Origin of the sequence: Yoonia sp. R2-816 (genome assembly GCF_046762905.1) — a bacterium.
Lineage (GTDB): Bacteria > Pseudomonadota > Alphaproteobacteria > Rhodobacterales > Rhodobacteraceae > Yoonia.
The window spans coordinates 26,471-52,111 of the sequence record NZ_JBKQXN010000352.1; the positions used below are offsets into that span (position 1 = coordinate 26,471).

Sequence of the window (25,641 nt, forward strand, 5' to 3'; positions counted from 1 at the left end):
TTAGTAGGTTTGGATAAGACCGGCGGCAACTAGTTCCGCGAATAAACGTCTTCGTAACGAATGATGTCATCCTCGCCGAGATAGCTGCCTGTTTGCACTTCGATCAGCACCATGGGCACTTTGCCGGGGTTTTCCATGCGGTGCACCGCGCCAAGCGGGACATAGATTGACTGATTTTCGCTAATCAGGCGAACCTCATCATCAACGGTAACTTTTGCGGTGCCCTCTACCACGATCCAGTGTTCGGCCCGGTGGTGATGTGACTGCAGCGAAAGGGCTGCACCGGGATGCACGACAATCCGCTTCACCTGAAAACGATCGCCGACGACAAGGCTTTCGAACCAGCCCCATGGCCTGTGATCTTTTGGAAACGACTCGGCCTGAGGGGCATTCTTGGTTTTCAGCGCGGCGACCGCTTGTTTGACATCCTGTGTCCGATCTTTGTGGCTGATCAAAACGGCATCCGGCATGGCGACGGCAACGATGTCTTCCAGACCAATGCCAACGATTGCCTGTTCGGCGACCTCGGACCGCAAAAGGGTATTCTTGCAATCAATTGCCGTGGCGGTGTCGGACAGTGAAAGCCCACCGTGTTCGGTTTCGCGCCAGACCGCCGCCCAGTCACCCAGATCTGACCAGGTTCCCCGGTAGGGCACCACGCTAAGATTATTGGCCTTTTCCATCACCGCGTAGTCAATGGAAATCGCTTCGGCCTGCGCCCAAGGATCGGGCGCCAGCCGCAAAAAACCAAGGTCCGTCTTTGCGCCCTTTGTCGCCGCCTGCACGGCGGTGACCATATCCGGCACATTGTCCCGGAATGCATGCAGGATCGTTTCGGCCTTGAACAGGAAAATGCCCGCATTCCACAAAAACCGACCGTCAGCCAGCATCTTGGCAGCTGTGGCTGCATCCGGCTTTTCTACAAAAGATCGCAGCGGCTTTGGAACGATATCTTCCGCAGGAGCGTCGTCGAGCTCCAGATAACCATAACCGGTTTCCGGTCGATCGGGGGCGATACCAAAGGTCACCAATTGTCCGGCTTCGGCAGCGGGGATCGCAGCGGCGACGCTTTGATCAAATGCGTCGCGGTCCGGGATCACGTGGTCAGAGGGCGCGACGAGTATCAGCGCGGTTGGATCAGTACTGGCAACATGCAGCGCGGCGGCGAGAATTGCAGGGGCCGTGTCGCGCCCCTCCGGTTCGATCAGAACAGCCTGCGGTGTGATCCCGGTCGCAGCAAGTTGCTGAACGACAATAAAACGGAATGGATCGGCGGTGACCACGACGGGGTCGCGGTAAAGGCTGCCCTGGAGCCGTCGGGCGCTGGCCTGAAACAGACTTTCCTCGCCGGTGAGCGGCGAAAATTGCTTGGGATAGCTCTTGCGCGACAGCGGCCAGAGCCGCGTGCCAGAGCCGCCACACAACAAAACGGGCGTAATCATAACAAAGATTTCCTTACCTATGCCGCAGATCTTGGCCAGAAATAAGCTGGCTTCGGTACCAGTCATAGGTTGAAACGATCCCTTCGCGCAACGGGATTGCGGCAGTCCAACCCAATCGGGTCAGCCGTGTGGTATCCATCAGCTTGCGTGGCGCGCCGTCCGGCTTGGTCGTGTCGCAGATGATCTGGCCATCAAAACCTGTAATTTCTGCCACCACTTCTGCAAGGTCCCGAATAGAGATATCGGTGCCTGTTCCAACATTGATGTGGCTAAGCATTGGTTGAGTTTCGGCCTCATAGGTGTGCCGATCAAGGTTCAGCACAAACAACGCGGCTGCCGCCATGTCGTCCACGTGCAAGAACTCGCGGCGGGGCATACCGCTGCCCCAGATTTGCACCTCCTCAGCGCCCTTTTCGGTAGCCTCGTGAAATCGAGCGATCAGCCCGGGCAGAACATGAGAGTTCTTGGAATGGAAATTGTCGCCCGGACCGTACAGGTTCGTTGGCATGACCGACCGGTAGTCGGTGCCATATTGCCTGTTATAGCTTTCACACAGTTTGATCCCGGCAATCTTGGCAATCGCATAGGGTTCGTTGGTTGGTTCAAGGGGGCCTTGCAGCAGACAGTTTTCCGTCAGGGGCTGAGCCGCATCGCGGGGGTAGATGCAAGATGATCCCAGTTGCAACAAACGCGATACCCCAGCGGCAAAGGCCTGATGAATGACGTTCGCCTGAATCATCAGATTCTCATAGATGAACTGGGCGGGATAAGTGTCATTGGCCAAAATGCCGCCTACTTTCGCTGCAGCCAGAATGACCAATTCTGGACGCTCTCTTGCAAAAAAGCGGCGCACCGCGGTCTGATCGGTCAGATCAAGGGCATCACGATCTGCGACGATCAGGTCATCCTGGCCTTCCGCCCGCAAGCGACGGAGTATGGCTCCCCCCACCATCCCATTGTGACCGGCGATGTAGATGCGCATCGGATCAGGTAACGACGGATAAAGGCATGTCAAAACCATGATGGCGTAACAACGCGTGGCGCTGTGCGGTCAACAGATCCTCGGCGACCATTTCCGCACACATCTGTCGTGCTGTAATTGCCGGTGTCCAGCCAAGCTGCGCCTTGGCCTTGGACGGATCACCCAACAGTGTTTCCACCTCGGCGGGACGGAAATATCGCGGATCAATGCGCATCACTACATCGCCAACACTCACATGCGCAGCCATATCGCTGGTTATGGCGCTGACGGTGGCAATCTCATCAACGCCGTGGCCCGAGAACGCCAGTTTCAAACCAAGCTCTCCCGCCGTCCAGATGATGAAGTCACGCACGGAATGCTGTTCACCGGTCGCAATGACATAATCCTGCGGCGTATCTTGTTGCAGCATCATCCACTGCATCCGCACATAGTCTTTCGCGTGGCCCCAATCGCGCAAGGCATCGATATTGCCCATATAAAGGCATTCAGAAAGCCCCATCGCAATACTTGCCAAACCTCTTGTTATCTTGCGGGTGACAAAGGTTTCGCCCCTGCGCGGGCTTTCGTGGTTAAAGAGGATCCCATTGCAGGCATACATGCCGTAAGCCTCGCGATAGTTCACGCAGGTCCAATAGGCGTAAAGCTTGGCAACCGCATAAGGGCTACGCGGATGAAAGGGGGTCGTTTCGGTCTGGGGCGTCTGCTGAACCAAACCATAGAGTTCTGATGTTGAGGCCTGATAAAACCGCGTCTTGTTCTCCAGTTTTAGAAACCTGATCGCCTCGAGCAACCGCAAGGTGCCCATCGCGTCCACATCGGAGGTGTATTCAGGGGCCTCGAAACTGACGGCGACATGGGATTGCGCGCCCAGATTATAGACCTCATCTGGCCGTACCTCGGCGATGATACGTGTCAGGTTCGAACTGTCCGTCAAATCGCCATAATGCAGGATGAAGCGCGCATCATCGGTCTGCGGATCCTGATAGATGTGATCAATCCGGTCTGTATTCAGCTGTGAGGCGCGCCTTTTGATCCCATGCACCTCATATCCTTTTTCAAGCAAAAGCTCGGCCAGATATGAACCATCCTGGCCCGTAATTCCGGTTATCAACGCGCGTTTCATGGTGAATAGTCCCAAACTGCCGCCCCGGGTCATTGGTGTCCGACAGGTCTTAACAAATCATTTAGATAAACAGTGTCTTAACCCCGACCGGAGGTGAAAGAGATCGTTTACCTTGCCACGCGGATACTGCGCGCGATTTCATTCAGTCCCGGAAGGCGCAATTATCCATGCCAGATCAAACACCAAACCTGTCCTTGCCATTCATTCTGCCTGCACAGGCACAAAAGCATGTGACGCATAACGAAGCGATCGAGTTGCTTGATATGATCGTCCAACTCACACTGGAAGAGACCGGGGCCACGACGCCGCCGGGTTTGGCAGATGAAGGACAGGCGTGGGCGCTGGGTGCCGCGCCGACAGGTGCATGGGCAGGGCAGGGCAATATGATTGCCACGTGGCGCGGCGGCGGCTGGTTTTTCGTGACGCCGCTCGACGGTTGGGTGGCCTGGGTTCGTGGGATCGGTGAATTGCAGGTTTTTTCTGGTGGCGTATGGACCACAAAAGGCGGTACGCCGGAACTGGACAATCTGTCTGGCGTGGGCATCAACGCAACGGCTGACACGACAAATCGTTTAAGCGTGTCCAGCGACGCGACATTATTGAACAACGACGGCGCTGGACATCAGGTCAAGATCAATAAGGCCAGCGCTGGCGACACGGCATCACTGCTTTATCAGACCAGTTTTTCGGGGCGGGCCGAGATGGGCCTCGCGGGAAACGACGATTTCAGTATCAAGGTGACGGATGATGGCGCGTCCTGGGCGACCGCAATTACGATCACGGCGGCGACCGGTCACGTTCAGATCGGTGAGGTGCTGCGATTGAATCCCGGGGCCGCGCCCGCCGGTGCTGCCGCCGGCGATATCTATTTTGACGCGACAAGCGCAAAGCTGCGATGTTTCGATGGAACGATCTGGCAGGACCTGTTCTAGAACCGACTCGTACTATCAGTCAAAACGCAAAAAACAGCGCGCGAAGCCGAAAGGTTTCGCGCGTTTTTCCGTTTCAGCACATGGAAAACCAGCTGCGGCATCATAATTCTTCTGGTCATACCGACACCTTTACCCGTATGGGCAGAACAGAAGCGGATTCTTGTCGCAGGGTGCTTGCGACACCATAGGACCTCTGCTACATCGCGCAGGATTTTGCTGCTTTCGTGAAAACGGGGGCCAAACAAGCTGCCCCTTTGCTGCCCACATCGCTGGGTCTGCTAAAGCCGGGCCTAACACATCGGAAGGCTACACGTGTCCGAAACTGCTGGTATTTCGACAGGCATCGCAAACCGCTATGCAACTGCCGTGTTTGACTTGGCTAAAGAAGGCAAGGCGATCAAGGCTCTCGAATCAGATGTCGCAGCTTTGGAAGCTGCAATGAACGAAAGCGCCGATCTGCGCACGTTGCTGACCTCACCGCTTTACAGCCGGGAAGAACAGTCAGCCGCGGTTGCTGCTATCGCCAAGAAAATGGAACTCTCCGACACCACGGGCAATGTGCTCGGTCTTTTGGCCGCGAAACGCCGTCTGTTCATTCTGCCGCACCTTGTCCGCGTACTGCAGGACCGTCTGGCCGAAGAGCGTGGCGAAGTGACCGCCGAAGTCACCACCGCCAAGGCCCTGACCAAGGCACAGTCCGACAAGCTGGCAAAAACACTCAAGGCCCAAGTGGGTAAATCTGTCACCATCAAAGAAACTGTCGATGAAAGCATCATTGGCGGTCTTATCGTTAAAGTGGGCTCCAAGATGATCGACACGTCGATCGCCTCCAAGCTCAACGCACTCCAGAACACTATGAAAGAGGTCGGATAATGGCGATCCAAGCGTCTGAAATCTCTGCGATCCTGAAGGACCAGATCAAGAACTTCGGTCAAGAAGCCGAAGTGGCCGAGGTTGGCCGGGTACTGAGCGTGGGTGATGGTATCGCCCGTGTGTATGGCCTCGACAACGTGCAGGCCGGTGAAATGGTCGAATTCCCGGGCGGTATTCGCGGGATGGCCCTGAACCTCGAATCCGACAACGTCGGTGTGGTTATCTTCGGTTCTGACCGCGACATTAAAGAAGGCGACACCGTCAAGCGCACCAAATCCATCGTGGACGTGCCTGCTGGTGACGAGCTGCTGGGGCGTGTTGTTGACGCGCTTGGTAACCCGCTGGATGGCAAAGGCCCGATCAACGCGTCTAAGCGTCTGGTTGCCGACGTCAAAGCCCCCGGCATCATCCCCCGCAAATCCGTGCATGAACCAATGGCGACCGGTCTGAAATCCGTTGACGCCATGATCCCGATTGGCCGCGGCCAGCGCGAACTGATCATTGGGGACCGTCAGACCGGCAAGACCGCCGTGGCGCTGGATACGATCCTGAACCAGAAATCCTATAACGATGCTGCTGGCGATGATGAATCGAAGAAGCTGTACTGCATCTATGTGGCTGTCGGTCAGAAGCGTTCGACCGTTGCGCAGTTGGTGAAGCGTCTCGAAGAATCCGGCGCGATCGAATATTCCATCGTCGTTGCCGCGACCGCGTCAGAGCCTGCGCCGATGCAGTACCTCGCCCCATATTCCGCCACCGCGATGGCCGAACATTTCCGCGACAATGGCCGCCACGCGCTGATCATCTATGATGACCTGTCCAAGCAGGCTGTGTCTTATCGTCAAATGTCGCTGCTGCTGCGCCGCCCACCCGGGCGTGAAGCGTACCCAGGTGACGTTTTCTACCTGCATTCGCGCCTGTTGGAGCGTTCGGCCAAGCTGAACGAAGATAACGGTGCCGGATCGCTGACCGCGCTGCCGATCATCGAAACCCAGGGTGGTGACGTGTCGGCTTTTATTCCGACGAACGTGATTTCGATCACCGACGGCCAGATCTTCCTTGAAACCGAACTGTTCTATCAGGGTATCCGCCCTGCCGTGAACACCGGTCTGTCGGTGTCTCGCGTGGGGTCTTCGGCCCAGACCAACGCGATGAAATCCGTCGCCGGTCCGGTGAAGCTGGAACTGGCGCAGTATCGCGAAATGGCGGCCTTTGCGCAGTTCGGTTCTGACCTTGATGCATCCACGCAGCAGCTGCTGAACCGTGGTGCCCGTCTGACCGAACTGATGAAGCAACCCCAGTATTCGCCGCTGACCAATGCGGAAATTGTCTGCGTGATCTATGCGGGTACAAAGGGTTACCTGGACAAGATCGCCGTCAAGGATGTTGGCCGGTTCGAAGCAGGTCTGTTGAAGCATCTGCGCACGAATGCGTCTGACGTGCTGGACTACATCACTAAGGAAGATCCAAAGATCAAAGGCGAGGCCGAGGACAGGATCAAGGCAGCCGTCGAAGCCTTCGCCAAAGATTTCGCCTGATACTTGGACATAGGAGAGCCTTATGCCCAGTCTTAAGGACCTGAAAAACAGGATCGAGTCGGTCAAATCGACCCGCAAGATCACAAAGGCCATGCAGATGGTTGCGGCAGCAAAACTGCGCCGCGCCCAGGATGCTGCTGAGGCGTCGCGCCCTTACACGGAACGGTTCAATGCCGTGATGGCGGGGCTTGCGGCATCGGTTGGCGGATCGGACTCAGCACCCAAATTGCTATCGGGAACGGGCAGTGATCAGGTGCAGCTGCTGATCGTCATGACGGCGGAACGTGGTCTGTGCGGCGGCTTCAACGGCAATATCGCCAAACTGGCGCGTACACATGCGCAAAAGCTGATCGCCGAAGGCAAGACCGTGAAAGTCGTAACGGTCGGCAAGAAAGGCCGTGATGCGCTTAAGCGTGACCTGAGCGACCATTTCGTCCATCACGTGGACCTGACAGAGGTGAAGCGGGTTAGCTACGCTGACGCTCAGGGGATCGCCAAGGATGTCTTGGCGCGGTTCGATGCGGGTGAATTCGACGTCGCAACTATCTTTTTCGCGCGTTTCGAGAATGTCGTCACCCAGCACCCGACGGCCCAGCAGATCATCCCCGCCAAGTTCGAAGAGGTGGCCGACAAGGAAGCCACGCTTTACGACTATGAACCCGGCGAGGAAGAAATCCTGGCCGACCTGCTGCCGCGCGGCGTCGCGACCGCAATTTTCAGCGCATTGCTGGAAAATGGCGCGTCCGAACAGGGGGCCCGCATGTCCGCCATGGACAACGCGACCCGCAACGCCGGTGAAATGATCGACAAACTGACGATCGAGTTCAACCGCTCGCGTCAGGCCGTGATCACCAACGAGCTGATTGAAATTATTTCGGGCGCGGAAGCGCTCTAGTACCCCCGGAGAAAACCATTATGGCAAACGCAAAAGGTAAGATCACGCAGATCATCGGCGCCGTCGTTGACGTGCAGTTCGATGAGCATCTGCCTGAGATTCTGAACGCCCTGACAACCGACAACAATGGCAAGCAGCTGACCCTCGAAGTTGCCCAGCACCTTGGTGAAAACACCGTGCGCGCCATCGCCATGGACGCGACCGAAGGTCTGGTGCGCGGTCAAGTTGTGACTGACACTGACGGCCCGATCAGCGTGCCGGTTGGCGACGCGACCCTTGGCCGGATCATGAACGTTGTGGGCGAGCCCATTGATGAAAAAGGTCCGATCGAAACGAAGGAAACCCGCACCATCCATGGTGACGCACCAACGTTCGAGGCGCAGTCCACATCGTCGGAAATCCTCGTCACCGGTATCAAGGTGATCGACCTTCTGGCCCCTTACGCGAAGGGCGGTAAAATCGGCCTCTTTGGTGGTGCCGGTGTGGGCAAAACGGTTCTGATCCAGGAATTGATCAACAACATCGCCAAAGTGCACTCCGGCTATTCGGTCTTCGCCGGTGTGGGTGAACGGACCCGTGAGGGCAACGACCTCTACTACGAATTCATCGAATCTGGCGTTATCAACGCCGATGACCTGACCAAGTCCAAAGTGGCGCTGGTTTACGGTCAGATGAACGAACCTCCCGGTGCGCGTATGCGCGTGGCCCTGTCCGGTCTGACCATGGCCGAACAATTCCGCGACCAGTCCGGTACAGACGTTCTGTTCTTTGTCGACAACATCTTCCGCTTTACGCAAGCCGGTTCCGAGGTGTCAGCGCTGTTGGGCCGTATCCCATCCGCCGTGGGCTACCAACCAACACTGGCGACCGATATGGGTCAGATGCAGGAACGGATTACATCGACCAAGAATGGCTCGATCACCTCTGTGCAGGCGATCTACGTGCCTGCCGATGACTTGACCGACCCTGCACCGGCTACATCGTTCGCGCACTTGGACGCGACCACCGTTCTGAATCGCGCGATTTCCGAGCTGGGCATCTATCCTGCCGTTGACCCGCTCGATTCAACGTCGCGCCTGATGGACCCCGCCGTTCTGGGTGAGGAGCATTATCGCGTCGCCATGGACGTGCAGAACACGTTGCAGCGCTACAAGTCACTGCAGGACATCATCGCCATCCTCGGTATGGACGAACTGTCCGAAGAGGATAAGCTGACCGTGGCCCGCGCCCGGAAAATCCAGCGTTTCCTGTCGCAGCCATTTGACGTGGCCGAAGTGTTCACCGGTTCGCCCGGCGTACAGGTCCCGCTGGAAGACACGATTTCGTCCTTCAAGGCCGTAGTCGCCGGTGAATATGACCATCTGCCCGAAGGTGCGTTCTATATGGTCGGCGGCATCGACGAAGTGAAAGCCAAAGCCGAGAAAATGGCTGCAGACGCAGCGTAAGGAGCCGACATGGCAAACCTACAATTTGATCTGGTCTCGCCCGAACGCCGCTTGGCCTCGGTCGAGGCGTCCGAAGTGCAGATCCCTGGCGCCGATGGCGACATGACGGCGATGGCCGATCACGCGCCGACGATCACAACGCTGCGCCCCGGTGTGCTGACCGTGGTCCATAAGGGCGGAAGCGACGAATATGTCGTGTCTGGCGGTTTTGCCGAGATCACGGCGGAAAGCGTTTCAGTTCTGGCGGAAAATGCGCTGCCCAAGGGCGAAGTGACGCAAGAGATATACGACCAGATGGTTGCCGACGCCAAAGAGGCTTACGGCAAGGCGCAAGAGACCTTCAAGAACGAACCTGGCCCGGTCGATGACGCTGCCAAATTGCTGGCGGACATGGTAGCGATTGGCGGAACAATTGGGCTCAGCCCGAAAAACTGAACCACGCAATCACTCTTGAGAAGGGCCCTGCAGTCGCGGGGCCCTTTCTTTTTGAAACATCACGGTTTCAAGGTGGAAACCGTGGCAATACCGATATCTTCCGGCGTGTCGACACCATCAATCGTGATGTCCATGCTGCCGTGAATGTTGGTATAGCTGCCGATCGCATACAGCCCTTCGGCCTCTGCTCCGTAAAGGGCACCGATCAGATTGCCATCAATCCCAAAGCTGTTGAGGCCGTTGTCCAAGACGCCGTTGATGCCAAACCCCACGGCGTAATGACCATCGGGACTTACACCAACCGTGGCGTCCGTAATCGTGACCACCCCATCATAATGCGCCACCTGCGGGAAATCGAATTCGTCGTCGGTGACCCCCTGAAAACCTGTCGCGGTACCTGAAAGCGTGGCATTTACGATATCCAGTTGCAGCATGGCATTCCCGATGACATTGGCCGACACCGATGCATTCCCCATGATCAACTGCATGTAGCCGTCATATGAAACCGATCCTGTTGCTGGCTGGCTACCAAATACGGTTTGACCGCCCCCGGTAGCAGCATCTGTCACAACGGCAAAATCGCTTAGAAGGTCAGTCTCGTAACTGACCCGTTCGGCTGCTGTCAGCACATTCAACGCTGTCGTTCCGACGACAGGAGGGTCGGACGAGCCGCTGCCACCCCCATCCGGGCCTGAACCGACCCCATCACCGTTGGTGCGGCCTTCCCCGGAACCTCCACCGCAGGATGCAAAACAAGCGAGCAGCATGCACGCTGTCAGAAGACGAAGCCAAGTGGTCGTCACAGCAAAACCCGACTATTCTATTAAACTGCAAATCAAGTTATCTCTTATTCATGAACTATTTATTATCTCTGTTGGGAAAACCGCGCTGAAGGGCGACTGGCCTTTCGGTCGGACCGGAAAGAACAATCGATGCTGAATAACGCGAAGGGCAGTCATGCGTAGGTTGCAGAGTGGTACGGTCGGAATTGACCATGGTGATGTGGTGCTGTTCTCTGACTTTGAACATGATGGTGACATGTGGCGTGGCGAAGGACCGCGGCAAAATCGGCAAGCGGTGGTTTTTGCAACGCCCTATCTGAACCCCCCGCATGTCCAGGTGTCGATATCCATGTGGGATATCTCGAACAAGACGAACACCCGTGTGGATGTTCAGGCCGAAAATATCACCAATTCAGGCTTTGACATCGTGTTTCGCACATGGGCCGATACGCAAGTGGCTCGTGCACGGGTGGCATGGACATCAATTGGCGAGTTGCCAAATGATGATGGGTGGGATCTTTATTGAACCATCGTCCCGGACGTGGCTCATGCTACTCCGCAGCATAAAGCCCTTCATAGATCGGCCCCAGCGTCTTGTGATCAAAGAGCGATGATACTGATGTCCCGTTCCAGGTGTTCAGAATGGCTTGGGCGAACATAGGCGCGGTTGGCACGATACGGATATTCTTGCAGCCTTTCACCGCCGCCGTGGGTGCAATCGTGTCGGTGATCACAAGGCTTTTCATCACTGATTTTGAGACTCGCTCGACCGCTGGCCCGGAAAGAACGCCGTGCGTGATATAGGAATGAACCTCCTTCGCGCCGTTTTCCATCAGCACTTCTGCAGCTTTGCAAAGTGTCCCGGCCGTATCCACAATATCGTCCACGATCACGCAGACTTTGTCTTTCACGTCACCGATCACCGTCATTTCGGCCACTTCACCGGGCTTGCCGCGGCGTTTGTCCACAATAGACAGGGGTGCGCCGATGCGTTGTGCCAGATCGCGTGCCCGGGCCACGCCGCCCACATCAGGTGAGACGATCATGACATCGTCCAACCGATCGCGGAAATTGTGCATCGCATCGAGCGCATAAATGGGTGAGGCGTAGAGGTTATCGACCGGAATATCGAAAAAACCCTGAATCTGCGTGGCGTGCAAATCCAGGGTCAAAACGCGCTCGATACCGGCTTCTACGATCATATTCGACACCAGCTTGGCCGTGATCGGGGTGCGGGCCTTGGACCTGCGGTCTTGGCGGGCATAGCCGAAATAGGGGATCACGGCGGTAATACGGGCGGCAGAGGACCGACGCAGGGCGTCCGCGATGATCAAGAGTTCCATCAGGTTGTCATTGGCCGGGTTCGATGTAGGCTGGACGATGAACATGTCCTCGCCGCGCACATTTTCGAACACCTCGACAAAAATCTCACCATCGTTGAACCGTTCGACCCGCGCATCACATAATCCAACTTCCATCCCCCGGTGCATCGACATGCGGCGGGCAATTGCGGTGGCCAACGGCTGGTTCGCGTTACCGGAAATCAGCTTCGGCTCGATCATGGTGGGCATCAGGGGGTCCTTTGGCAGAAGGGGTTACTGGCATGTAACAGATTCGTAGCGTTGACACCGAGTAGCACAGGGTTACCGTCCCGCAAACATGCAGCGCACCCCAGGAGACGGAAATGGCCCATATCGATTACTTCTTTGCAACGCTCTCACCCTTCACCTACCTGTCGGGTACGCGTCCGCAGGAAATTGCGGATAAACACGGCGCAACCATCACCTATAAACCGCTTGATATCATGGCGCTGTTTGGTCGGACCGGCGGCACACCCCCCAAGGACAGGCACCCGAACCGGCAGGAATATCGGCTGCAGGAACTGCGTCGCCGGTCCAAGCTTGCAGGGCTGCCACTGAACCCCAAACCGGTCCACTGGCCAACCAACGGGGCGCCATCGGCCTATGCCATCATTACCGCCCAGAACGAAGGCGGCAATGTGGGCCAGCTTGTGCACAATTTCGGTGCCGCCTGTTGGGCGGAGGACCGCGATATCGCACAGGATGACGTTGTGCGGGAAGTGTTGGAAAAATCTGGCTTCGATCCCGCGCTAGCCGACAAGGGTCTGATGACCAGCGCCGATACCTTTGCCAAAAACCTTGAAGATGCCGTCATGCAGGGGGCCTTTGGTGCCCCGTTCTTCATCACGGATACGGATGAACGGTTCTGGGGTCAGGACCGCCTTGATGATCTGGATGCACATCTGGCTGGCGATCTTTAGTGCACACCATCGCCGGACACGAAATTGCATTTGAAACCGTCGGGTCCGGCGCGCCTGCGGTCGTGATCCACTGCGCGCTGGCGCGGTACAAGGTCCTGCTGCCTTTGGCCAACGCGCTTGGCTGTCGCGCCACGCTGTTCGACATGCCCGGCCACGGGCGCAGCGCTGACTGGGACGGAACAACCGAATATCAGTCACTCGTGGCCGACATTGCCGCCAGCTTCTGCGACGGTCCAACCCACCTGATCGGTCATTCCTTTGGTGCAACAGCCGCCCTGCGTCTTGCGGTCACACGACCCGATCTGGTCAATCGCCTGACACTGATTGAACCGGTCTATTTTGCCGCCGCCAAGGGGGCCGAGGCCCATCAGGCCCATGCTATAAAGTTTCGCCCTTTTGTCGGTGCCATGCTGACAGGGGAAGAGGCGAAGGCGGCAGAGATATTCAACGCCCTCTGGGGCGACACGCCGTGGGCGGACCTGTCAGAGCGTCGGCAAGCCTACCTGACAGAGCGGATTCACCTGATCGTGGCAGGTGCAGCAGCGATCGAAGAAGATGCAGACGGGATCATCTCTGCCGAAAAGCTATCGGCGCTTTCGATCCCTGTTTCGTTGATCCGGGGTGCCGATTCTGAGCCGGTAATCGAGGCAATCCATAACAGCCTTGTCAGTCGTATTCCCAATGCCACCGATCATGTTGTGGCGGGCGCCGGTCACATGGTGCCGCTCACCCATGTGGAAGAGGTGGCCCGGATTATCCGCGCAGCAGATCAAGAAACTGGCTGACACCCTCTTCGGTCATCGACCAATCTGTTACCAGTCGACCAATCAACATCTCGTCAGGGTCGCCGATTTCCGGATCGCCGCTCATCACGTAATAGACCGCTCCACCGTCCAGCATTCGCTTATGTTCAGACCGGCGCATCTGGAAAAAGATGATATTGGCCTGCGGTTCAAACAGCATCTCGACTCTGTTTTGCCCGCGCAAGCCTGCGGCCAGTTGGGCACAGCGCGCGTTGGCCGACCGGGCCATATCAAGCCATAGCCCATCAGCCAGATAGGCCTGCATCTGGGCCGACAGATAACGATGCTTGGACAACAAATGCCCGCCACGCTTGCGGCGCAACTCAAATTCCCAGGCGAGATCGGGGTCGAAGATCACGCAGGCCTCAACGCCCAGCGCCCCGTTCTTGGTGCCGCCAAAGCTGACCGTATCGATGTCCGCCTTCCACGTCATCTCGGCTGGTGAGCAGTCGAGTGCGCTCAGCGCGTTGGCAAAGCGCGCGCCGTCCAGATGGGTTTTGAGGCCGTATTCCCGAGCCACATCTGTCAGCGCCGCAATCTCATCCAGCGAATACAGCGTACCTTTTTCGGTCACCTGAGTGATCGACAGCGGCCCGCGCTGCGGGCCATGCACGCCACGGTTTTCTTCAGCCAGGATTTTTGTGCGCAGCGCATCGGCGGACATCTTGCCGTCGGCTGTTGGAACCAGTGTCAGCTTGGCCTGCGTGTAGAATTCCGGGGCGTTGCATTCATCCTCGTGAATATGCGCGCATTCGGAACAGAAAATCGTCTGCCAGGGCTGGGACATGGTACCGAGCAATACGGAATTGGCCGCTGTGCCGTTGATGATCAGGTAAACGGCTGCTTCTCGCGCTTCAAAGATGTCGCGGACCTTAGCACGCACTTCTTCCATGATCGGATCAGCGCCGTAGCCCATGGCATAGCCCTGATTGGCGGCGACCAGCGCCTCCATCACCTTGGGGTGGGCCGGGCCCGCGTTGTCAGAGGCAAAAAACATCTAATTCGGCTCCTCGATGATGTGGTCGTCCCAGTCATCTTCATCAACTTTGAATTCCGGTATTGTCAGATCCTTCACCGACACGCCCGCGTCATGGACCGACACCGGATCACCCGAAATCAGCGGATGCCAATCATAAAGATCCCGACCTTCATAGACCAAGCGGTAGGCACAGGTCTGCGGCAGCCAGTACATATTGTCCTTGAGTGTCTTGGGGGTCAGCACGATGCATTCAGGGACAAAATCGTGACGGTTGGCATAGTTGCCGCACAGACAGGTGCTGTCATCCAACAGGCGGCAGGCGATCCGGGTCAAAGCGACGGTGCCTTCGTCATCTTCCAGCTTGTTCAGGCAGCATTTGCCGCAGCCATCGCACAGCGCCTCCCATTCCTCTCGGTTCAGTTTGTTCATTGGTTTGGTTTGCCAGAACCGGGGCGTCAGCCCGTTCCGGGGGATTTCACTGGACATCGGCCAGAATTCCACGGGCCTGATCACAATCGGTGCCCATCTGGCTGATCAACGCTTCAACACCGTCAAATTTCAGCTCCGGGCGCAGGAAATCGACAAGCGCCACTGACAGGTGGGTCCCATACAGATCGCCCTTGAAATCAAAAATGAACGTTTCGCAATTTGGCAGGTTCTCCCCGAACATCGGACGCACCCCGATGGATGCGGCACCATCGTAGGTGCCTTCATGCGGTCCGCCCAACACATCAACCTTGACGGCATAGACACCGAATTTCGGCGGATGCAGGTCAGCTATCGACATATTGGCGGTGGGATAACCCAGATCACGACCGCGCTGATGGCCGCGAATAACCTCGCCTTCGATGCGGTGCCAGTGATCCAGCATTGCCGCCGCATCACGGGGCTGACCATCCGTCAGAGCCTGTCGGATGGCGGTGGATGACACCGCACCCGCATCATTGGTCACGATCGGGGCGATGGTCACGCCAAACCCCATCTCTGCGCCGAACGCCTGAAGGTCGGTTGTTGTCCCGGCGCGACCTTTTCCAAAGCAGAAGTCGGCACCAACGACCACATGTGTCAGACCTAACTGATCGGCGATGATGTTTTGTGCAAACGCGCGCGGGGTCAGGCCGGCCAGTGCGTCGTTAAAAGGGACCTCATACAGCTTTTCGACGCCAAGCTTGGCCAGCCTGTTTGCCTTGGCCTCAGCATTCATCAGGCGGAACGGTTTGGGATCCTTGGAAAAATAACTGCGCGGGTGGGGTTCGAATGTCATGATGCCAAGCGGCACCTGTGCGTCCTGCGCGACCTTCCGCGTCAGATCAATCACGGCCTGATGGCCGATATGAACACCGTCGAAATTACCGATGGCTGCCGCTGCGCCGCGGTCGGCAGGATCAATGTAAACAGTGTCTCGGATAATGCGCATGGCCTTGCGTAGCGTGGGCCGCGCGGGCGTGCAAGGTCAGTCGAATTTCCGCGACGGCGCGAGGACTGTGGCGTCCCCGACAAGCACCTTCTTGTCATTGACCAGACAACGCGTATCCATCCTCACCCGGCGTCTGGAATGATCGATCTCGGTCACCTCAACCTCGGCCAGTACCATGTCGCCTGGACGCACGGGTGCGAGGAATTTCAGGTTCTGCCCCAGATAGACCGTGCCATGACCGGGCAGTTGCTCACCAATGACCGCGCTGACAAGCCCGGCAGTCAGCATGCCGTGGGCAATACGGCCCGCGAATATGGTGTCTCGTGCGTATTCCTCGTCCAGATGAACTGGGTTCCGGTCGGTGGACACTTCGGCGAACAGCTCGATATCGCGGTCGGTCACGATCTTGCGCAGCGACCGCACCATCCCGATCTCGATATCTTCGATGCAGATCGTTCCGCGGGGGGCATTATCAAGCATATCACGCTCCATAAGGTAACAAAAATCCAAGTATCGTAATGATATTGAAATTTAATTACTTTGCAAACGCAGAAAAATCAAGCGATTCCATTAGCGAAGGTGACCAATTGAATAAGTCGCACTCATCTGCTGCGATTGCAGATAGTCGGCCAGCGCATCAGGGTCGGGTTGCGTGTCTGTTTTCGTCTCTTTCGCTGCCAATCCGCCGGAAATGAACAGCGCGTCGATATCTTCCTGCACGGCGCCCAGAATATCGGTACCGATTCCATCACCGATCCCGATGATACGCGGATCGGATGGCGCACCGGTTAACGCAGCGAGCCTGCGGCGGGCCAGGTCGTAAATTGGCGGGTGCGGCTTGCCGAAATAAAGGCTCTCGCCGCCCATTTCAGTATAAAGCGCAGCCAAGGCACCGGCACACCATTCCCGCACCTCGCCCCGGTCCACGACAATGTCGGGATTGGCGCAAAGCAGCTTCAGCCCCTTTGTCTTTGCGTAAAGAAACTCTGGCCGGTTCACATCAACATCGGCCAGTGGATCAAAGGGGCCGCAACAGACGATGCCTTCGGCTTCGTCCAGCGGAACCTTCTGGATGTCCACCGGATCTTCGATGATTTTCAAAGGCTTGAAGAAATCATCATCGCGTGGGCTTTCGCCCATGAACCAGATTTTTTGCCCGACGATCCCGCGATACATGGCCGCCCGCGCGCTATCACCAGAAGTGGCAATGGCATCCCATGCATCTTCCGGCACGCCGAACCCGCTGATTTGGCGCGCCACCGAATCCCAGGGGCGGGGGGAGTTGGTGACAAGCACGACCAACCCGCCAGCGGCCCTGTATTTCTGCATGGCCGCGACTGCATCGGGCAGGGCGTGAATGCCGTTATGCATGCAGCCCCACAGGTCGACAAAGGCTGCGTCATATTGCCCCGAAATCTCTTCGAAACGGGTGATGATCTGGGTCATGAAATGGCACCTTTTCGGCGGTCGGCGTTGCGTCGGACTTACGTCGGCAAAACGTCGGACCCCTGCGAACGTTCCGTTAAGACAGTTTCAGGTTCGGAATGATCTGTTTTTTCCGGCTCATGATGCCGGGCAGAACCACGCTGTCGCCGCTGACCTTGGCGTCAAATGATTTTTCGGCCAGGGTTTTGGTCAAATCGTTGGGGATCAGCAGTGTTGCTTCTTCGGAAAGGATATCAACCACAAACAGCAAGACCTGATCAACGCCGTCTTCCTTGGCGACGGTCGGCATTGCATCGATCAGTGCCTTCTTGCGATCCAGCACTACATCAGGCGCGGTGGTTTCCAGCACCGAGACGCGGAACTTCTTGCCATCGACCTCGTATTCCTTGCTGTCCATCCGCAACAGCTCGGCCTCGGAGAATGCAGATACATCGGATTTCGCCGCAAACATCTCACCCGCATAGCCGTGCAGGTCGATATTCAGCTCATCCGCCAGCTTCTCGGCCAGTTCCTTGTCCATCGGTGTGGTGGTGGGGGACCGGAATGCCAGCGTGTCGGACAGGATGCAGGACAGCATCAGCCCCTTGACGTTCTTTGGCATCTTGGTGGCCGCCGTTCCCATCATCTGATGCATGATCGTGGCGGTGCAGGCCAAAGGCCGGATCGTGATGTTGATCGGGTTCTTAGTTTCCAGCCCGCCGGTCAATTTGTGATGGTCGATGATCGCGATGACCTTAGCGTTATTGATGTTCTCTGGCAGTTCGGCCGGATTGTTGGTGTCAACGATGACGCATTCCTGATCGTTCTCGACGTCCTTGATCACGTCGGGCAGGGTAAAGCCCCATTTTTTGGCGACAAACTCAGCCTCTGTATTGGGTTCGCCAAGCAGCACCGCTTTGGCGTCGATCCCGGTGTGGTTCAGGAACCATTCCCAGATCAGGGGCGAACCGGTGCTGTCAGTGTCGGGGGCTTTGTGGCCGAAAACGAGTGTGGTCATGGGGGTCACTTTCCATCAGGGCGCAATTTGCCCCGTGTATATGAGTGTCTGTCAGGGCTGTCACCCCATGGCTGTGGTTTGACGTTATGGTTGGGATTATGGTAACCTTGCGGCGCTCAATAGGAGGAACCTGACAATGGACAAACTCGCTTAAACCGCTTGCATTGATCAATGGGCAAGGATGCCCGCCACCCTTTTGAGAAGGAGCACCCTGACAATGGACATGACTGACTGACGCCATTTGGCGATCCGTTTGGCCGTTTCGGCCCCATGATCATTTACAGATGAGGTGCAAAGATGCCCCATAAAACACCAAAGCCCCGCAAGACGGGCGCAAAACCCCTGTCCGTCACGAACCGCAGGGTCATTCGCCCTGATCCGGTGGGCGGGCGACCCGGCAATGTCCCCCAAAGCCCGAACCGGCAGCGGCGTGACAGCAAACGCCCGCCGCGCTTCCCCGGTCGGTTGGGCGGACGATAGTTGATAGCCCCGTCGCCGATCAAAGGCGACGGGGCTTACACGAGCGTTCGAATTGCATTTGGCTGGCCTTGAAAGGAGTCCCCGAATGCCCCGTGAGGCCGATCTATATCCCCCATCAAGACCTATCTTCAGCGACAAGGCTATGAAGTAAAAGGCGAGGTCGGCGCGGCAGATATCGTGGCCCGGCGGGTGGGGCGAGTCGATACGACGAAGGCGAACCCGGTTGGACCGCCGGCGTCAGCGTTCTGCGATGAAGCCGCCTTGCACCAGCACCTCGTCGTCGCCGAGTTCACTCACGCTAAAGGATACGGTGCCGCCAATGGCCTCCGCCCCTGCACCGAAGAAGGTACCTTCGAGGGTGCCGCCGTCAAAAGTTTCACCTGGTTGAAAGGCGTCTCGCGGTGAAAGGCTGGCTGTGACCCCGTTTGCATCTATAGCGCCGTCCAAAAGCAGATATGTCTGGGCGTCCAGCATATTTTCTATGGCGCCGTGGTTGAGGCTACCGGTCACGCTGCGCGGGTCATCAAAATTCACACTCACGGTGATCGTACCTTCTGCGTTGGCATATACACCGTCGCTGTATCCAACCACATCAATGCCACCGTTATAATCGACAGATCCTGTTTCGGTCGCGATGAACGCAGGGTCTGTATCAAATCCGAATACGATATAGCCACTGCTGTTGTTCGGATCCTCCGGGTTGTCGAACTCCAGCAGCCCCGACTGAACGACCGTGCCACCCGCCCCGTCAGCCGTCCGTTCTGTCGTAAACCGGGCATCTGTTTCCAGGGCGTTGCCGGTAAACCTGACATAGCTGTCGCTGGTCGGACTTTGGCGGAAAAGGGTTCTCGTATCCCCATCTACCGTGACGACCATTCTCGCGAGATCGCTTGTCTGGCCATCCTGGGTCTCACCGCTGACGAACCGGACCGAAACCGGCACGGTCTGCGCATCACCTGATGAGTTTGAGACGACAATGCGCCCATCGCTGAGCGAGCGGAAATTGATCGATGAGGCAATTTCATCGCTTGGTGTGGCAAATCCGGTCTGGGCCAGAGGGGTAAAGACAGTTTCGCCGTCTGATGTTTCGCCAGTGCAAGCGGTCAATGCGAGCGTGGCCAGCGCTATGGAAGCTTTGCTGTTCATTGTGAAGGTCATGAATTCGTCCTGTCGTAATTGGTCATTGGAAGGATACAAACCAAGGCTGCTCGTCCGGTGGATTTGCCTTTGTACACACAAGTGTTTCGAACGCTTTTTGGGGATAGCTTCGCAGGTTATATGCGGGCGTCAATGGTTGACGGGGGGATACGGGTCTCTTGCGCGAAATAGTGTTAACGCCAGCACACATTTTTTGTTGATCGTTTCCTTGTAGTTACAAGGTTAACCCGTGCACGTCAGCGAAGTTTCCGTTTGAAATGATCACATCCATTGCGCAAGTTACACGCCATGACAAAACTGCGAGAGGCCGATTTATACCCCCCGATAAAAGCCTATCTTAAGCGGCAAGGCTATGACGTAAAAGGCGAGGTGGGGGCCGCTGATGTTGTGGCCCGGCGCCGTGCCGAAGCGCCGGTTATCGTCGAGTTGAAACTTGGATTTTCGCTCGCCTTGTTTCATCAGGGCATCGAGCGGTTGGCGATTACTGATCTGGTTTACCTGGCTATACCAGCCGGTGGAAAGACCAAGGCGCTGAAGGCGAATGTGAAGCTTGCCCGCAGGGTTGGTCTGGGTGTGATGACCGTGCGACTGCGCGATGGACATGTCGAGGTGTTGGCCGACCCCGGGCCATATGCGCCGCGCAGGTCTAAGAAAAAGGCGGCGCGGCTCTTGCGCGCCTATGATCGCCTGAAGGGCGACCCCAACAGCGGCGGCGCGACCCGGCATGGCATTGTGACAGGTTACCGGCAGGATGCCCTGCGCTGCGCCCGGTTTCTGGCAGTCCACGGTCCATCAAAAGGGGCGATTGTCAAAAACTGGGCCGAAGTGCCGGATGCCACCCGTATCATGGCCGCCGATCATTATGGCTGGTTTCAGCGTGTCAGCCGCGGCGTCTATGATTTGACAGAGGCTGGTCATCAGGGGCTTGCAGATTACGGGGACGTCTGAACGCTATTGCATCTGCTGCAAGGTCCAGCCTTCGTCATCCAGAAACTGCAGGATCCCGTCATCGCCGATCAGATGTGCAGCACCGACAGCAACGACGATCTCATCATGCATCTGCGTTGCGTCGCGGATCACGGGCATCCAGTTGCGATTGCGGTCGATCAGCAGGGCGGCTTCGGTCTGGGCGAACAAATCCTCGGCCTCGGCCGGATCAACGCCCGGTGTGGTCATGATCGCAAAGCGCGACATTTCCCATAATGTGCCCACGTCCCCGGCAAAATAGCGATCCAGCATTGCCACGAACATCTGTTTCTGGGCGTCAGGCGACAGCAGATTGATCCGCAGCATGTCGATCTGATCCTCAATCGGGTCACTATTAAAGATATCAAACAGGGTGGTGACATCCTCAAGCGATTGCATCGGGACCCCGGCGCTTTCGGCATCTTCCATGATCATCAGGTCCAGCCCCAGATCGCCGGCCATCATGCCTTGCATCGCGCAGGGCGGCACGGATAGCATAACCGACAGATACCAGGGCTGCATCTTGGCGGCCATGAATGGCGGGATAGACCGGGCGTTGGCCGCGTCAGCGATCAGCCCCCATGTTTCATCGTCCACCAGATCGCGCAATGTCGGCCCTTCGTTGATAAACAGGATGCCCGGGTCGGTGATCAGCAACTGTTCCAGCGCTTTTTTGTCCTCTGGCGTGGCTTCCAGCATGATCAGGTCAGCCGATTGAACCGTGTCCTGGATGCGGGCGCGGATATCTTCCAGCCGTGGATCGTAGATATGCATGGTGCCGACGACGGTAACCCGCCTGTCATCTTTTGTGGCGGTCCACAGCAGCCCCTCGGAATACGGCATTTCAGCGACGGCTGCGGCCAGTTCTGCCCTGTCCTGCGCTGACAGTTGGTTCAGATAGCTTTCACCGACACATTGCGCGGCGGCGGGCAGGCCGATCAGGGTAAAAAAAATGGCAGCGAGGCGCAGAAGCATGATCATTCCTTGTAATGGCTGCCCTTAACCTAAGGATGACGCGCCCCGGGTCAATTACCCGAGGCGGTTTTGCAGGATCATCCGCTGGCCCATCCGGATCAACCACCGACCAAACGTATCGCGCAAGGTCCGGCGTGGTGGTGGTACAACCTTTAGCTGTGGCCGTCCCAGCGCCGGTGCGCCTGATGGCAGCTCTACCTCACCATCGCTCAATATCCACGGGGCCACCAATGGCGCCGGTGGCCAGCCCGCGACTGCAGGGCTCAACCGCAAGCGTTCTGCAATCCCGCGCCGTTTGGCAGGCCGACTGTCGCTTTGGTGGTGTATGTCCGGTCCGATCTTGTGATCGACCGTGAAAAATGGGGGATGCATTTGTGTATCCGATCAGAATGTCGTCTTGGGAAAAATCAGCGGGCCATTCAGGGCCGCCGACATGCAATGCCGTGGCCTAGCACCAGAGGGTGAGGTTATCCTTTCTGAGCATTGCATTCTCCTTGATTCGTGATCGTGTTCGGGTGGTTTAACCCAAGGTCACCCGGTTCCCCAAGCATTTTTTTGGTGGGATCCAGATGTGTGGGTTTTCGGCCAGACCAAGGACGACGCAAAGGAATACACGGTGAGATTGTTCTGCGTAAATAGTACAAAACATGAACACATGAGTCCATATCGATTTACCAACCGCCAGCGATTGGGCATTTTCGCTGGCGCGTTCAATCACTTTATTGACCGCAAATCAGCTCCTTGGCGGATATTCGGCAACTTGCCGAACAGGCCAAGAACAATGACAACCAGGCCGTCGAAGTCGGCAGTGGTGGCATGGGTCAGGCCGAGCGTAACTTGACCCGGCGCAAATAATAAGGCCCCCTGCAACATGCTGGGGGCCCGAAAATTTTGAAAAGTTTAAAATAGATCTTACCTACTAAAAAGTCTTTGTCCTTGTTCTACCCCAGAATGTTGATGATCATTGCCAACAACGCCACTGCGATAAAGGTTGTCGCTTCGGGGCCAAGAACACTCATAAAACGCATGAACTCTTTACCTCCCCACTCGTTACAAGACAGAGACTACGCCAAACGGCTGCGGGGTTCTGTGCGTTTTGTCACTTAATCCGAAAAATTATGTCGAACTTTCGGAAAGTGCATCGAGATCAAGGATTTCGATGCGCTGACGCGATGATTTGATCGCCCCGCGCTTAACCAGTTTGCTGATGGACCGGCTGACCATTTCCCGGTTCGCACCAATACTGCCAGCGATTTCGGCATGGGTTGGCGCATTGTTGATCACGGCGCCACTGGCCAGCTTGCCATGTTCTGCGGCCAGCCGCAGCAGGTAGGTGCCAACCCGCTGTTCCACAGACATGGTGGTCATTTCCATATTGCGTTCTGTCAGCGTTCTGATCCGCGCGACAAGCTGCTGTGTGATCCGGTCACGCACCAACGGCACGTTGTTGAACATCGCCAGGAAACTGTCCCGCTTCAGTGATAGCACCCGTGCCTCGGTTTTGGCGAAAACCGCGAGCGAACGGGGGATCCCATCGAGCGCGGCGAGTTCGCCGAAATAGGCCCCTTCCGGGAAACGGGAAAAGACGATCTCGCGACCCTCATCTGTCCAGAAAACCGCCAGAATCGACCCGGACAATAGAAAGTAGAGATCAAACGATGGGTCTTGCTGGTCAAACACGGTTTGCCACGCCGCCAGCTTCTGTTCGCTGAAATTCAGGTTAATTCCGCTCAGATCAGCCGGGCTAAGCCCTTCAAAAAGCGGCAAATTATACGACAGAAGTTGTTCAGCGTTCATCCAGCGTCCAGCTTGCGTTGCGCCGGTGCCGCAGTGCGGGGCAGTGGCAGAGGGGTATGCCAGATGTGACCCAACGTCGCCCGATTGTCCATACATACTATGGTCTGATGCAGGAATGGCTCCGCCGGGCCAGTCCGCGTCACGCGCGCCAGTCAGTTGATCGAAATCACAATTTGCCCGTGAACCGGGCGATACAGATCAGTTTATCGGGATCGGATCCTTTGCTGAGTTGTCATCGAAAAGGCAGCTCCACGGTGCTGCAACACCGATGGAGAGTTGTGGTGCTGCGTTGACGCGAGCCGTCAGGCCAATTCTGCCGTGATGGCACTGACCGCCCGACATGAGCGGCAGATTGTCGACCAATGCGCCGTAACCCATCAGCCGTTGCCCATCGAAACGCTTGATCCGGCGCGCCGTCTTGGCGTCGGACCCGAATGCGTCGATCGCAGACAGGCTAAGCGTCAGGATCGGCAGCGCACCTGCACCGCCAATAGTATAGCTGAACCCCAGGGTTGAGACAGGCAGGGCTGCTGTAGACGCCGGCCTGTCGGTGATACTGTCAATGGTCATCGACAAAACCTCGGGGCAGACTTGCGCCCGTTTGGCGAGGTCCGGCAGGCAGCGGCGCGTCGCATTTTGCATTTCAAAGTGAAGCGTGACCTGCCCAGTGGTGCCGTCAAAGCTGACCATCGTCGCCTTGGTGTTGTCACCCAGATCAGTGATCGACGGGCAACCACCATCGGAACAGATAAGATCGGACAGATCAGATGCGGTCGCGGGCAGTTCAGCGGAAAGTGTGCAATGCAGGCCATCGGAGCTTTGGCGCAGCCCAAGCCACGCACCATATCGCAGAGGGCCTGTGCCTTGCGCGGCGCTGATCACATCGCGCAGCGAGGATGGGGGCGTTTTTGCCCCAAGGCTGCGCATGATCCGACAAACCTCTGCCACCCGACTGGTGGGATCCGTGATGGGGTCGGCAACCTCGGTCGTCAGTTGTAGGTCCGGCTGACCAGAAGAAAACAGCATCTCGACAGGTGCGCCTGTCGCAGTCAACTGGCTGCGTCCCCAGGCCGCCCAGCCGCCGGGGTCCATAACGCCGATATTGTGCAGCACCCGCTCAAGCGCTTCGCCCGCCTCGCCATGGCGGCGCAGATACCAGCACCAGTCAAGGTCGCTGCGTCCGGGAATGGCGGGGGAGAAGTTGAACATCGGGCCTCTCATTCTATTGGTTGGTTTCTGATTTTGGAAAGTGGCGCGCCGCGGGGACGCGCCGTTTACTCGTTACCCTTCATGCAAGGCTAGCTTCGGGACGGGAAAATGCCTTGCAATGCGATGATGTAGTTGATGCAGAGCGATGGCTGCATGTTGTTGTGCGGTGCGCCGTCGCCGGCGGAACCGATGGTTTTGTCATTGAGCGGGATGTCCGGCTCGGCGGCGTCATCAACCGGTGGAACATAGATCTTGGCCCGGCCAAGCGCGTCGCCGGGTTTGGGTGTGTTATGGGTGGCACGCTTGCAGACCGACATGTCATGGCGATGCGCGGGCATTTGTGCAGCTGTCAATGTGACGTCTTCCTGTCCCATGGCATCGCCGGGATTGCGCGCTGTCAGCCCGTCCCCCTGGCCCGCATGCACCGGGGTGCGCCCCCGAAGATCAGGCAGCGCAAAGGTCGTGCGGCCATCGCCGCCATAGGTCACACCAAGAATGGCGAATAGGGCCTCGTTCTGGGAAATCTGGACCAGCTGACCATCACAGAACGCCCATCCGCGCGGCGCGAAACTGCCCGCGAACAGCATGATCTGTCCGATAATTGGTTCCATTTTGTCCCTGGCTCCGTTGCACCCTGATGGAAGGCTATCCAATCAAGGTTGACTAAACGGTAAAACTTGCGGCGG

The 25,641-nt window shown here is 57.2% G+C and carries 28 protein-coding genes; 11 read left to right on the forward strand and 17 right to left on the reverse strand.

Features of this window, described 5'->3' with window-relative positions:
* Positions 1-29 precede the first annotated feature (29 nt).
* The 3 genes from ACFWW2_RS26695 to gmd are packed head-to-tail and all read right to left on the reverse strand — an operon-like array spanning position 30 to position 3,547.
* On the reverse strand, positions 30-1,442 hold the full coding sequence (locus ACFWW2_RS26695) for a mannose-1-phosphate guanylyltransferase/mannose-6-phosphate isomerase (RefSeq protein ID WP_393933715.1): 1,413 nt from the start codon (positions 1,440-1,442) through the stop codon (positions 30-32).
* 13 nt (positions 1,443-1,455) lie between these two features.
* Complete coding sequence (locus ACFWW2_RS26700) at positions 1,456-2,463, reverse strand: GDP-L-fucose synthase family protein (RefSeq protein WP_393933717.1); 1,008 nt, start codon at positions 2,461-2,463, stop codon at positions 1,456-1,458.
* Positions 2,429-3,547, reverse strand: a complete 1,119-nt coding sequence (gene gmd / locus ACFWW2_RS26705; protein ID WP_393933719.1) for a GDP-mannose 4,6-dehydratase — start codon at positions 3,545-3,547, stop codon at positions 2,429-2,431. Before gmd ends, ACFWW2_RS26700 begins: the two co-directional genes overlap by 35 nt.
* Positions 3,548-3,714: 167 nt before the next feature.
* Here gmd and ACFWW2_RS26710 point away from each other — a divergent pair, with 167 nt between their 5' ends.
* The 6 genes from ACFWW2_RS26710 to ACFWW2_RS26735 all read left to right on the forward strand — a co-directional run bounded on the left by ACFWW2_RS26710 (position 3,715) and on the right by ACFWW2_RS26735 (position 9,665).
* Positions 3,715-4,479 carry a DUF2793 domain-containing protein gene (locus ACFWW2_RS26710; protein ID WP_393933721.1) on the forward strand — a complete coding sequence of 255 codons (765 nt, stop codon included), beginning with the start codon at positions 3,715-3,717 and terminating at the stop codon, positions 4,477-4,479.
* A 312-nt stretch (positions 4,480-4,791) separates the two neighbouring features.
* Positions 4,792-5,352, forward strand: coding sequence for a F0F1 ATP synthase subunit delta (locus ACFWW2_RS26715; RefSeq protein ID WP_393933723.1), 561 nt, complete (start codon positions 4,792-4,794; stop codon positions 5,350-5,352).
* Positions 5,352-6,890 (forward strand): F0F1 ATP synthase subunit alpha, encoded by a 1,539-nt coding sequence (gene atpA, locus ACFWW2_RS26720; protein WP_393933725.1) that lies wholly within the window; start codon positions 5,352-5,354, stop codon positions 6,888-6,890. Before ACFWW2_RS26715 ends, atpA begins: the two co-directional genes overlap by 1 nt.
* A gap of 22 nt (positions 6,891-6,912) precedes the next feature.
* Positions 6,913-7,785: a F0F1 ATP synthase subunit gamma gene (locus ACFWW2_RS26725; protein ID WP_393933727.1), complete on the forward strand. Its 873-nt coding sequence runs from the start codon at positions 6,913-6,915 to the stop codon at positions 7,783-7,785.
* A 20-nt stretch (positions 7,786-7,805) separates the two neighbouring features.
* Positions 7,806-9,230 carry a F0F1 ATP synthase subunit beta gene (gene atpD, locus ACFWW2_RS26730; protein WP_393933729.1) on the forward strand — a complete coding sequence of 475 codons (1,425 nt, stop codon included), beginning with the start codon at positions 7,806-7,808 and terminating at the stop codon, positions 9,228-9,230.
* 9 nt (positions 9,231-9,239) lie between these two features.
* Entirely contained in the window at positions 9,240-9,665 is a 426-nt protein-coding gene (locus tag ACFWW2_RS26735; RefSeq protein ID WP_393933731.1) for a F0F1 ATP synthase subunit epsilon, read from the forward strand.
* Positions 9,666-9,724: 59 nt separating this feature from the next.
* Here the strand turns inward: ACFWW2_RS26735 and ACFWW2_RS26740 are convergent, their stop codons facing one another.
* Positions 9,725-10,432 (reverse strand): hypothetical protein, encoded by a 708-nt coding sequence (locus ACFWW2_RS26740; RefSeq protein WP_393933735.1) that lies wholly within the window; start codon positions 10,430-10,432, stop codon positions 9,725-9,727.
* Between the two features lie 190 nt (positions 10,433-10,622).
* Between ACFWW2_RS26740 and ACFWW2_RS26745 the strand changes: the two genes are divergently transcribed.
* Positions 10,623-10,973, forward strand: a complete 351-nt coding sequence (locus tag ACFWW2_RS26745; protein WP_393933737.1) for an H-type lectin domain-containing protein — start codon at positions 10,623-10,625, stop codon at positions 10,971-10,973.
* 25 nt (positions 10,974-10,998) lie between these two features.
* On the opposite strand, the gene ACFWW2_RS26750 is transcribed toward ACFWW2_RS26745, so the two are convergent.
* A complete protein-coding gene (locus ACFWW2_RS26750; protein WP_393933739.1) occupies positions 10,999-12,018 on the reverse strand; it encodes a ribose-phosphate pyrophosphokinase in 1,020 nt (339 codons plus the stop codon).
* Between the two features lie 113 nt (positions 12,019-12,131).
* Between ACFWW2_RS26750 and ACFWW2_RS26755 the strand changes: the two genes are divergently transcribed.
* Positions 12,132-12,728 carry a 2-hydroxychromene-2-carboxylate isomerase gene (locus tag ACFWW2_RS26755; RefSeq protein ID WP_393933741.1) on the forward strand — a complete coding sequence of 199 codons (597 nt, stop codon included), beginning with the start codon at positions 12,132-12,134 and terminating at the stop codon, positions 12,726-12,728.
* Positions 12,728-13,513, forward strand: a complete 786-nt coding sequence (locus ACFWW2_RS26760) for an alpha/beta fold hydrolase (RefSeq protein WP_393933743.1) — start codon at positions 12,728-12,730, stop codon at positions 13,511-13,513. Before ACFWW2_RS26755 ends, ACFWW2_RS26760 begins: the two co-directional genes overlap by 1 nt.
* Here the strand turns inward: ACFWW2_RS26760 and ACFWW2_RS26765 are convergent.
* From ACFWW2_RS26765 to ACFWW2_RS26790, 6 genes are all read right to left on the reverse strand, one after another.
* Complete coding sequence (locus ACFWW2_RS26765) at positions 13,482-14,528, reverse strand: threonine aldolase family protein (RefSeq protein ID WP_393933745.1); 1,047 nt, start codon at positions 14,526-14,528, stop codon at positions 13,482-13,484. The two genes, ACFWW2_RS26760 and ACFWW2_RS26765, sit on opposite strands and share 32 nt — an antisense overlap.
* Positions 14,529-14,996: a YcgN family cysteine cluster protein gene (locus ACFWW2_RS26770; RefSeq protein ID WP_393933747.1), complete on the reverse strand. Its 468-nt coding sequence runs from the start codon at positions 14,994-14,996 to the stop codon at positions 14,529-14,531.
* Positions 14,986-15,927: a bifunctional riboflavin kinase/FAD synthetase gene (locus tag ACFWW2_RS26775; protein WP_393933749.1), complete on the reverse strand. Its 942-nt coding sequence runs from the start codon at positions 15,925-15,927 to the stop codon at positions 14,986-14,988. Before ACFWW2_RS26775 ends, ACFWW2_RS26770 begins: the two co-directional genes overlap by 11 nt.
* Positions 15,928-15,963: 36 nt before the next feature.
* Complete coding sequence (locus tag ACFWW2_RS26780; RefSeq protein WP_393933751.1) at positions 15,964-16,407, reverse strand: MaoC family dehydratase; 444 nt, start codon at positions 16,405-16,407, stop codon at positions 15,964-15,966.
* 90 nt (positions 16,408-16,497) lie between these two features.
* The gene (locus ACFWW2_RS26785; protein ID WP_393933753.1) at positions 16,498-17,373 is read right to left on the reverse strand and encodes a TIGR01459 family HAD-type hydrolase; all 876 of its coding nucleotides are present in this window, start codon (positions 17,371-17,373) and stop codon (positions 16,498-16,500) included.
* 76 nt (positions 17,374-17,449) lie between these two features.
* Positions 17,450-18,370 carry a manganese-dependent inorganic pyrophosphatase gene (locus tag ACFWW2_RS26790; RefSeq protein ID WP_393933755.1) on the reverse strand — a complete coding sequence of 307 codons (921 nt, stop codon included), beginning with the start codon at positions 18,368-18,370 and terminating at the stop codon, positions 17,450-17,452.
* A 297-nt stretch (positions 18,371-18,667) separates the two neighbouring features.
* Here ACFWW2_RS26790 and ACFWW2_RS26795 point away from each other — a divergent pair, with 297 nt between their 5' ends.
* Positions 18,668-18,850 carry a hypothetical protein gene (locus tag ACFWW2_RS26795; RefSeq protein ID WP_393933757.1) on the forward strand — a complete coding sequence of 61 codons (183 nt, stop codon included), beginning with the start codon at positions 18,668-18,670 and terminating at the stop codon, positions 18,848-18,850.
* A gap of 237 nt (positions 18,851-19,087) precedes the next feature.
* Here the strand turns inward: ACFWW2_RS26795 and ACFWW2_RS26800 are convergent, their stop codons facing one another.
* On the reverse strand, positions 19,088-20,008 hold the full coding sequence (locus ACFWW2_RS26800; protein WP_393933759.1) for a transferrin-binding protein-like solute binding protein: 921 nt from the start codon (positions 20,006-20,008) through the stop codon (positions 19,088-19,090).
* A gap of 288 nt (positions 20,009-20,296) precedes the next feature.
* Here ACFWW2_RS26800 and ACFWW2_RS26805 point away from each other — a divergent pair, with 288 nt between their 5' ends.
* Entirely contained in the window at positions 20,297-20,956 is a 660-nt protein-coding gene (locus ACFWW2_RS26805) for a DUF2161 domain-containing phosphodiesterase (RefSeq protein ID WP_393933761.1), read from the forward strand.
* Between the two features lie 3 nt (positions 20,957-20,959).
* Here ACFWW2_RS26805 and ACFWW2_RS26810 read toward each other — a convergent pair whose 3' ends face one another.
* The 5 genes from ACFWW2_RS26810 to ACFWW2_RS26830 all read right to left on the reverse strand — a co-directional run bounded on the left by ACFWW2_RS26810 (position 20,960) and on the right by ACFWW2_RS26830 (position 25,566).
* Complete coding sequence (locus tag ACFWW2_RS26810; RefSeq protein ID WP_393933763.1) at positions 20,960-21,949, reverse strand: TraB/GumN family protein; 990 nt, start codon at positions 21,947-21,949, stop codon at positions 20,960-20,962.
* Positions 21,950-22,003: 54 nt separating this feature from the next.
* Complete coding sequence (locus ACFWW2_RS26815) at positions 22,004-22,321, reverse strand: hypothetical protein (protein WP_393933765.1); 318 nt, start codon at positions 22,319-22,321, stop codon at positions 22,004-22,006.
* Positions 22,322-23,065: 744 nt separating this feature from the next.
* Positions 23,066-23,746 (reverse strand): Crp/Fnr family transcriptional regulator, encoded by a 681-nt coding sequence (locus ACFWW2_RS26820; protein ID WP_393933767.1) that lies wholly within the window; start codon positions 23,744-23,746, stop codon positions 23,066-23,068.
* Between the two features lie 198 nt (positions 23,747-23,944).
* Positions 23,945-24,955 carry a hypothetical protein gene (locus ACFWW2_RS26825; protein WP_393933769.1) on the reverse strand — a complete coding sequence of 337 codons (1,011 nt, stop codon included), beginning with the start codon at positions 24,953-24,955 and terminating at the stop codon, positions 23,945-23,947.
* A gap of 89 nt (positions 24,956-25,044) precedes the next feature.
* Positions 25,045-25,566: a phage tail protein gene (locus ACFWW2_RS26830; RefSeq protein WP_393933771.1), complete on the reverse strand. Its 522-nt coding sequence runs from the start codon at positions 25,564-25,566 to the stop codon at positions 25,045-25,047.
* Positions 25,567-25,641: the final 75 nt, after the last annotated feature.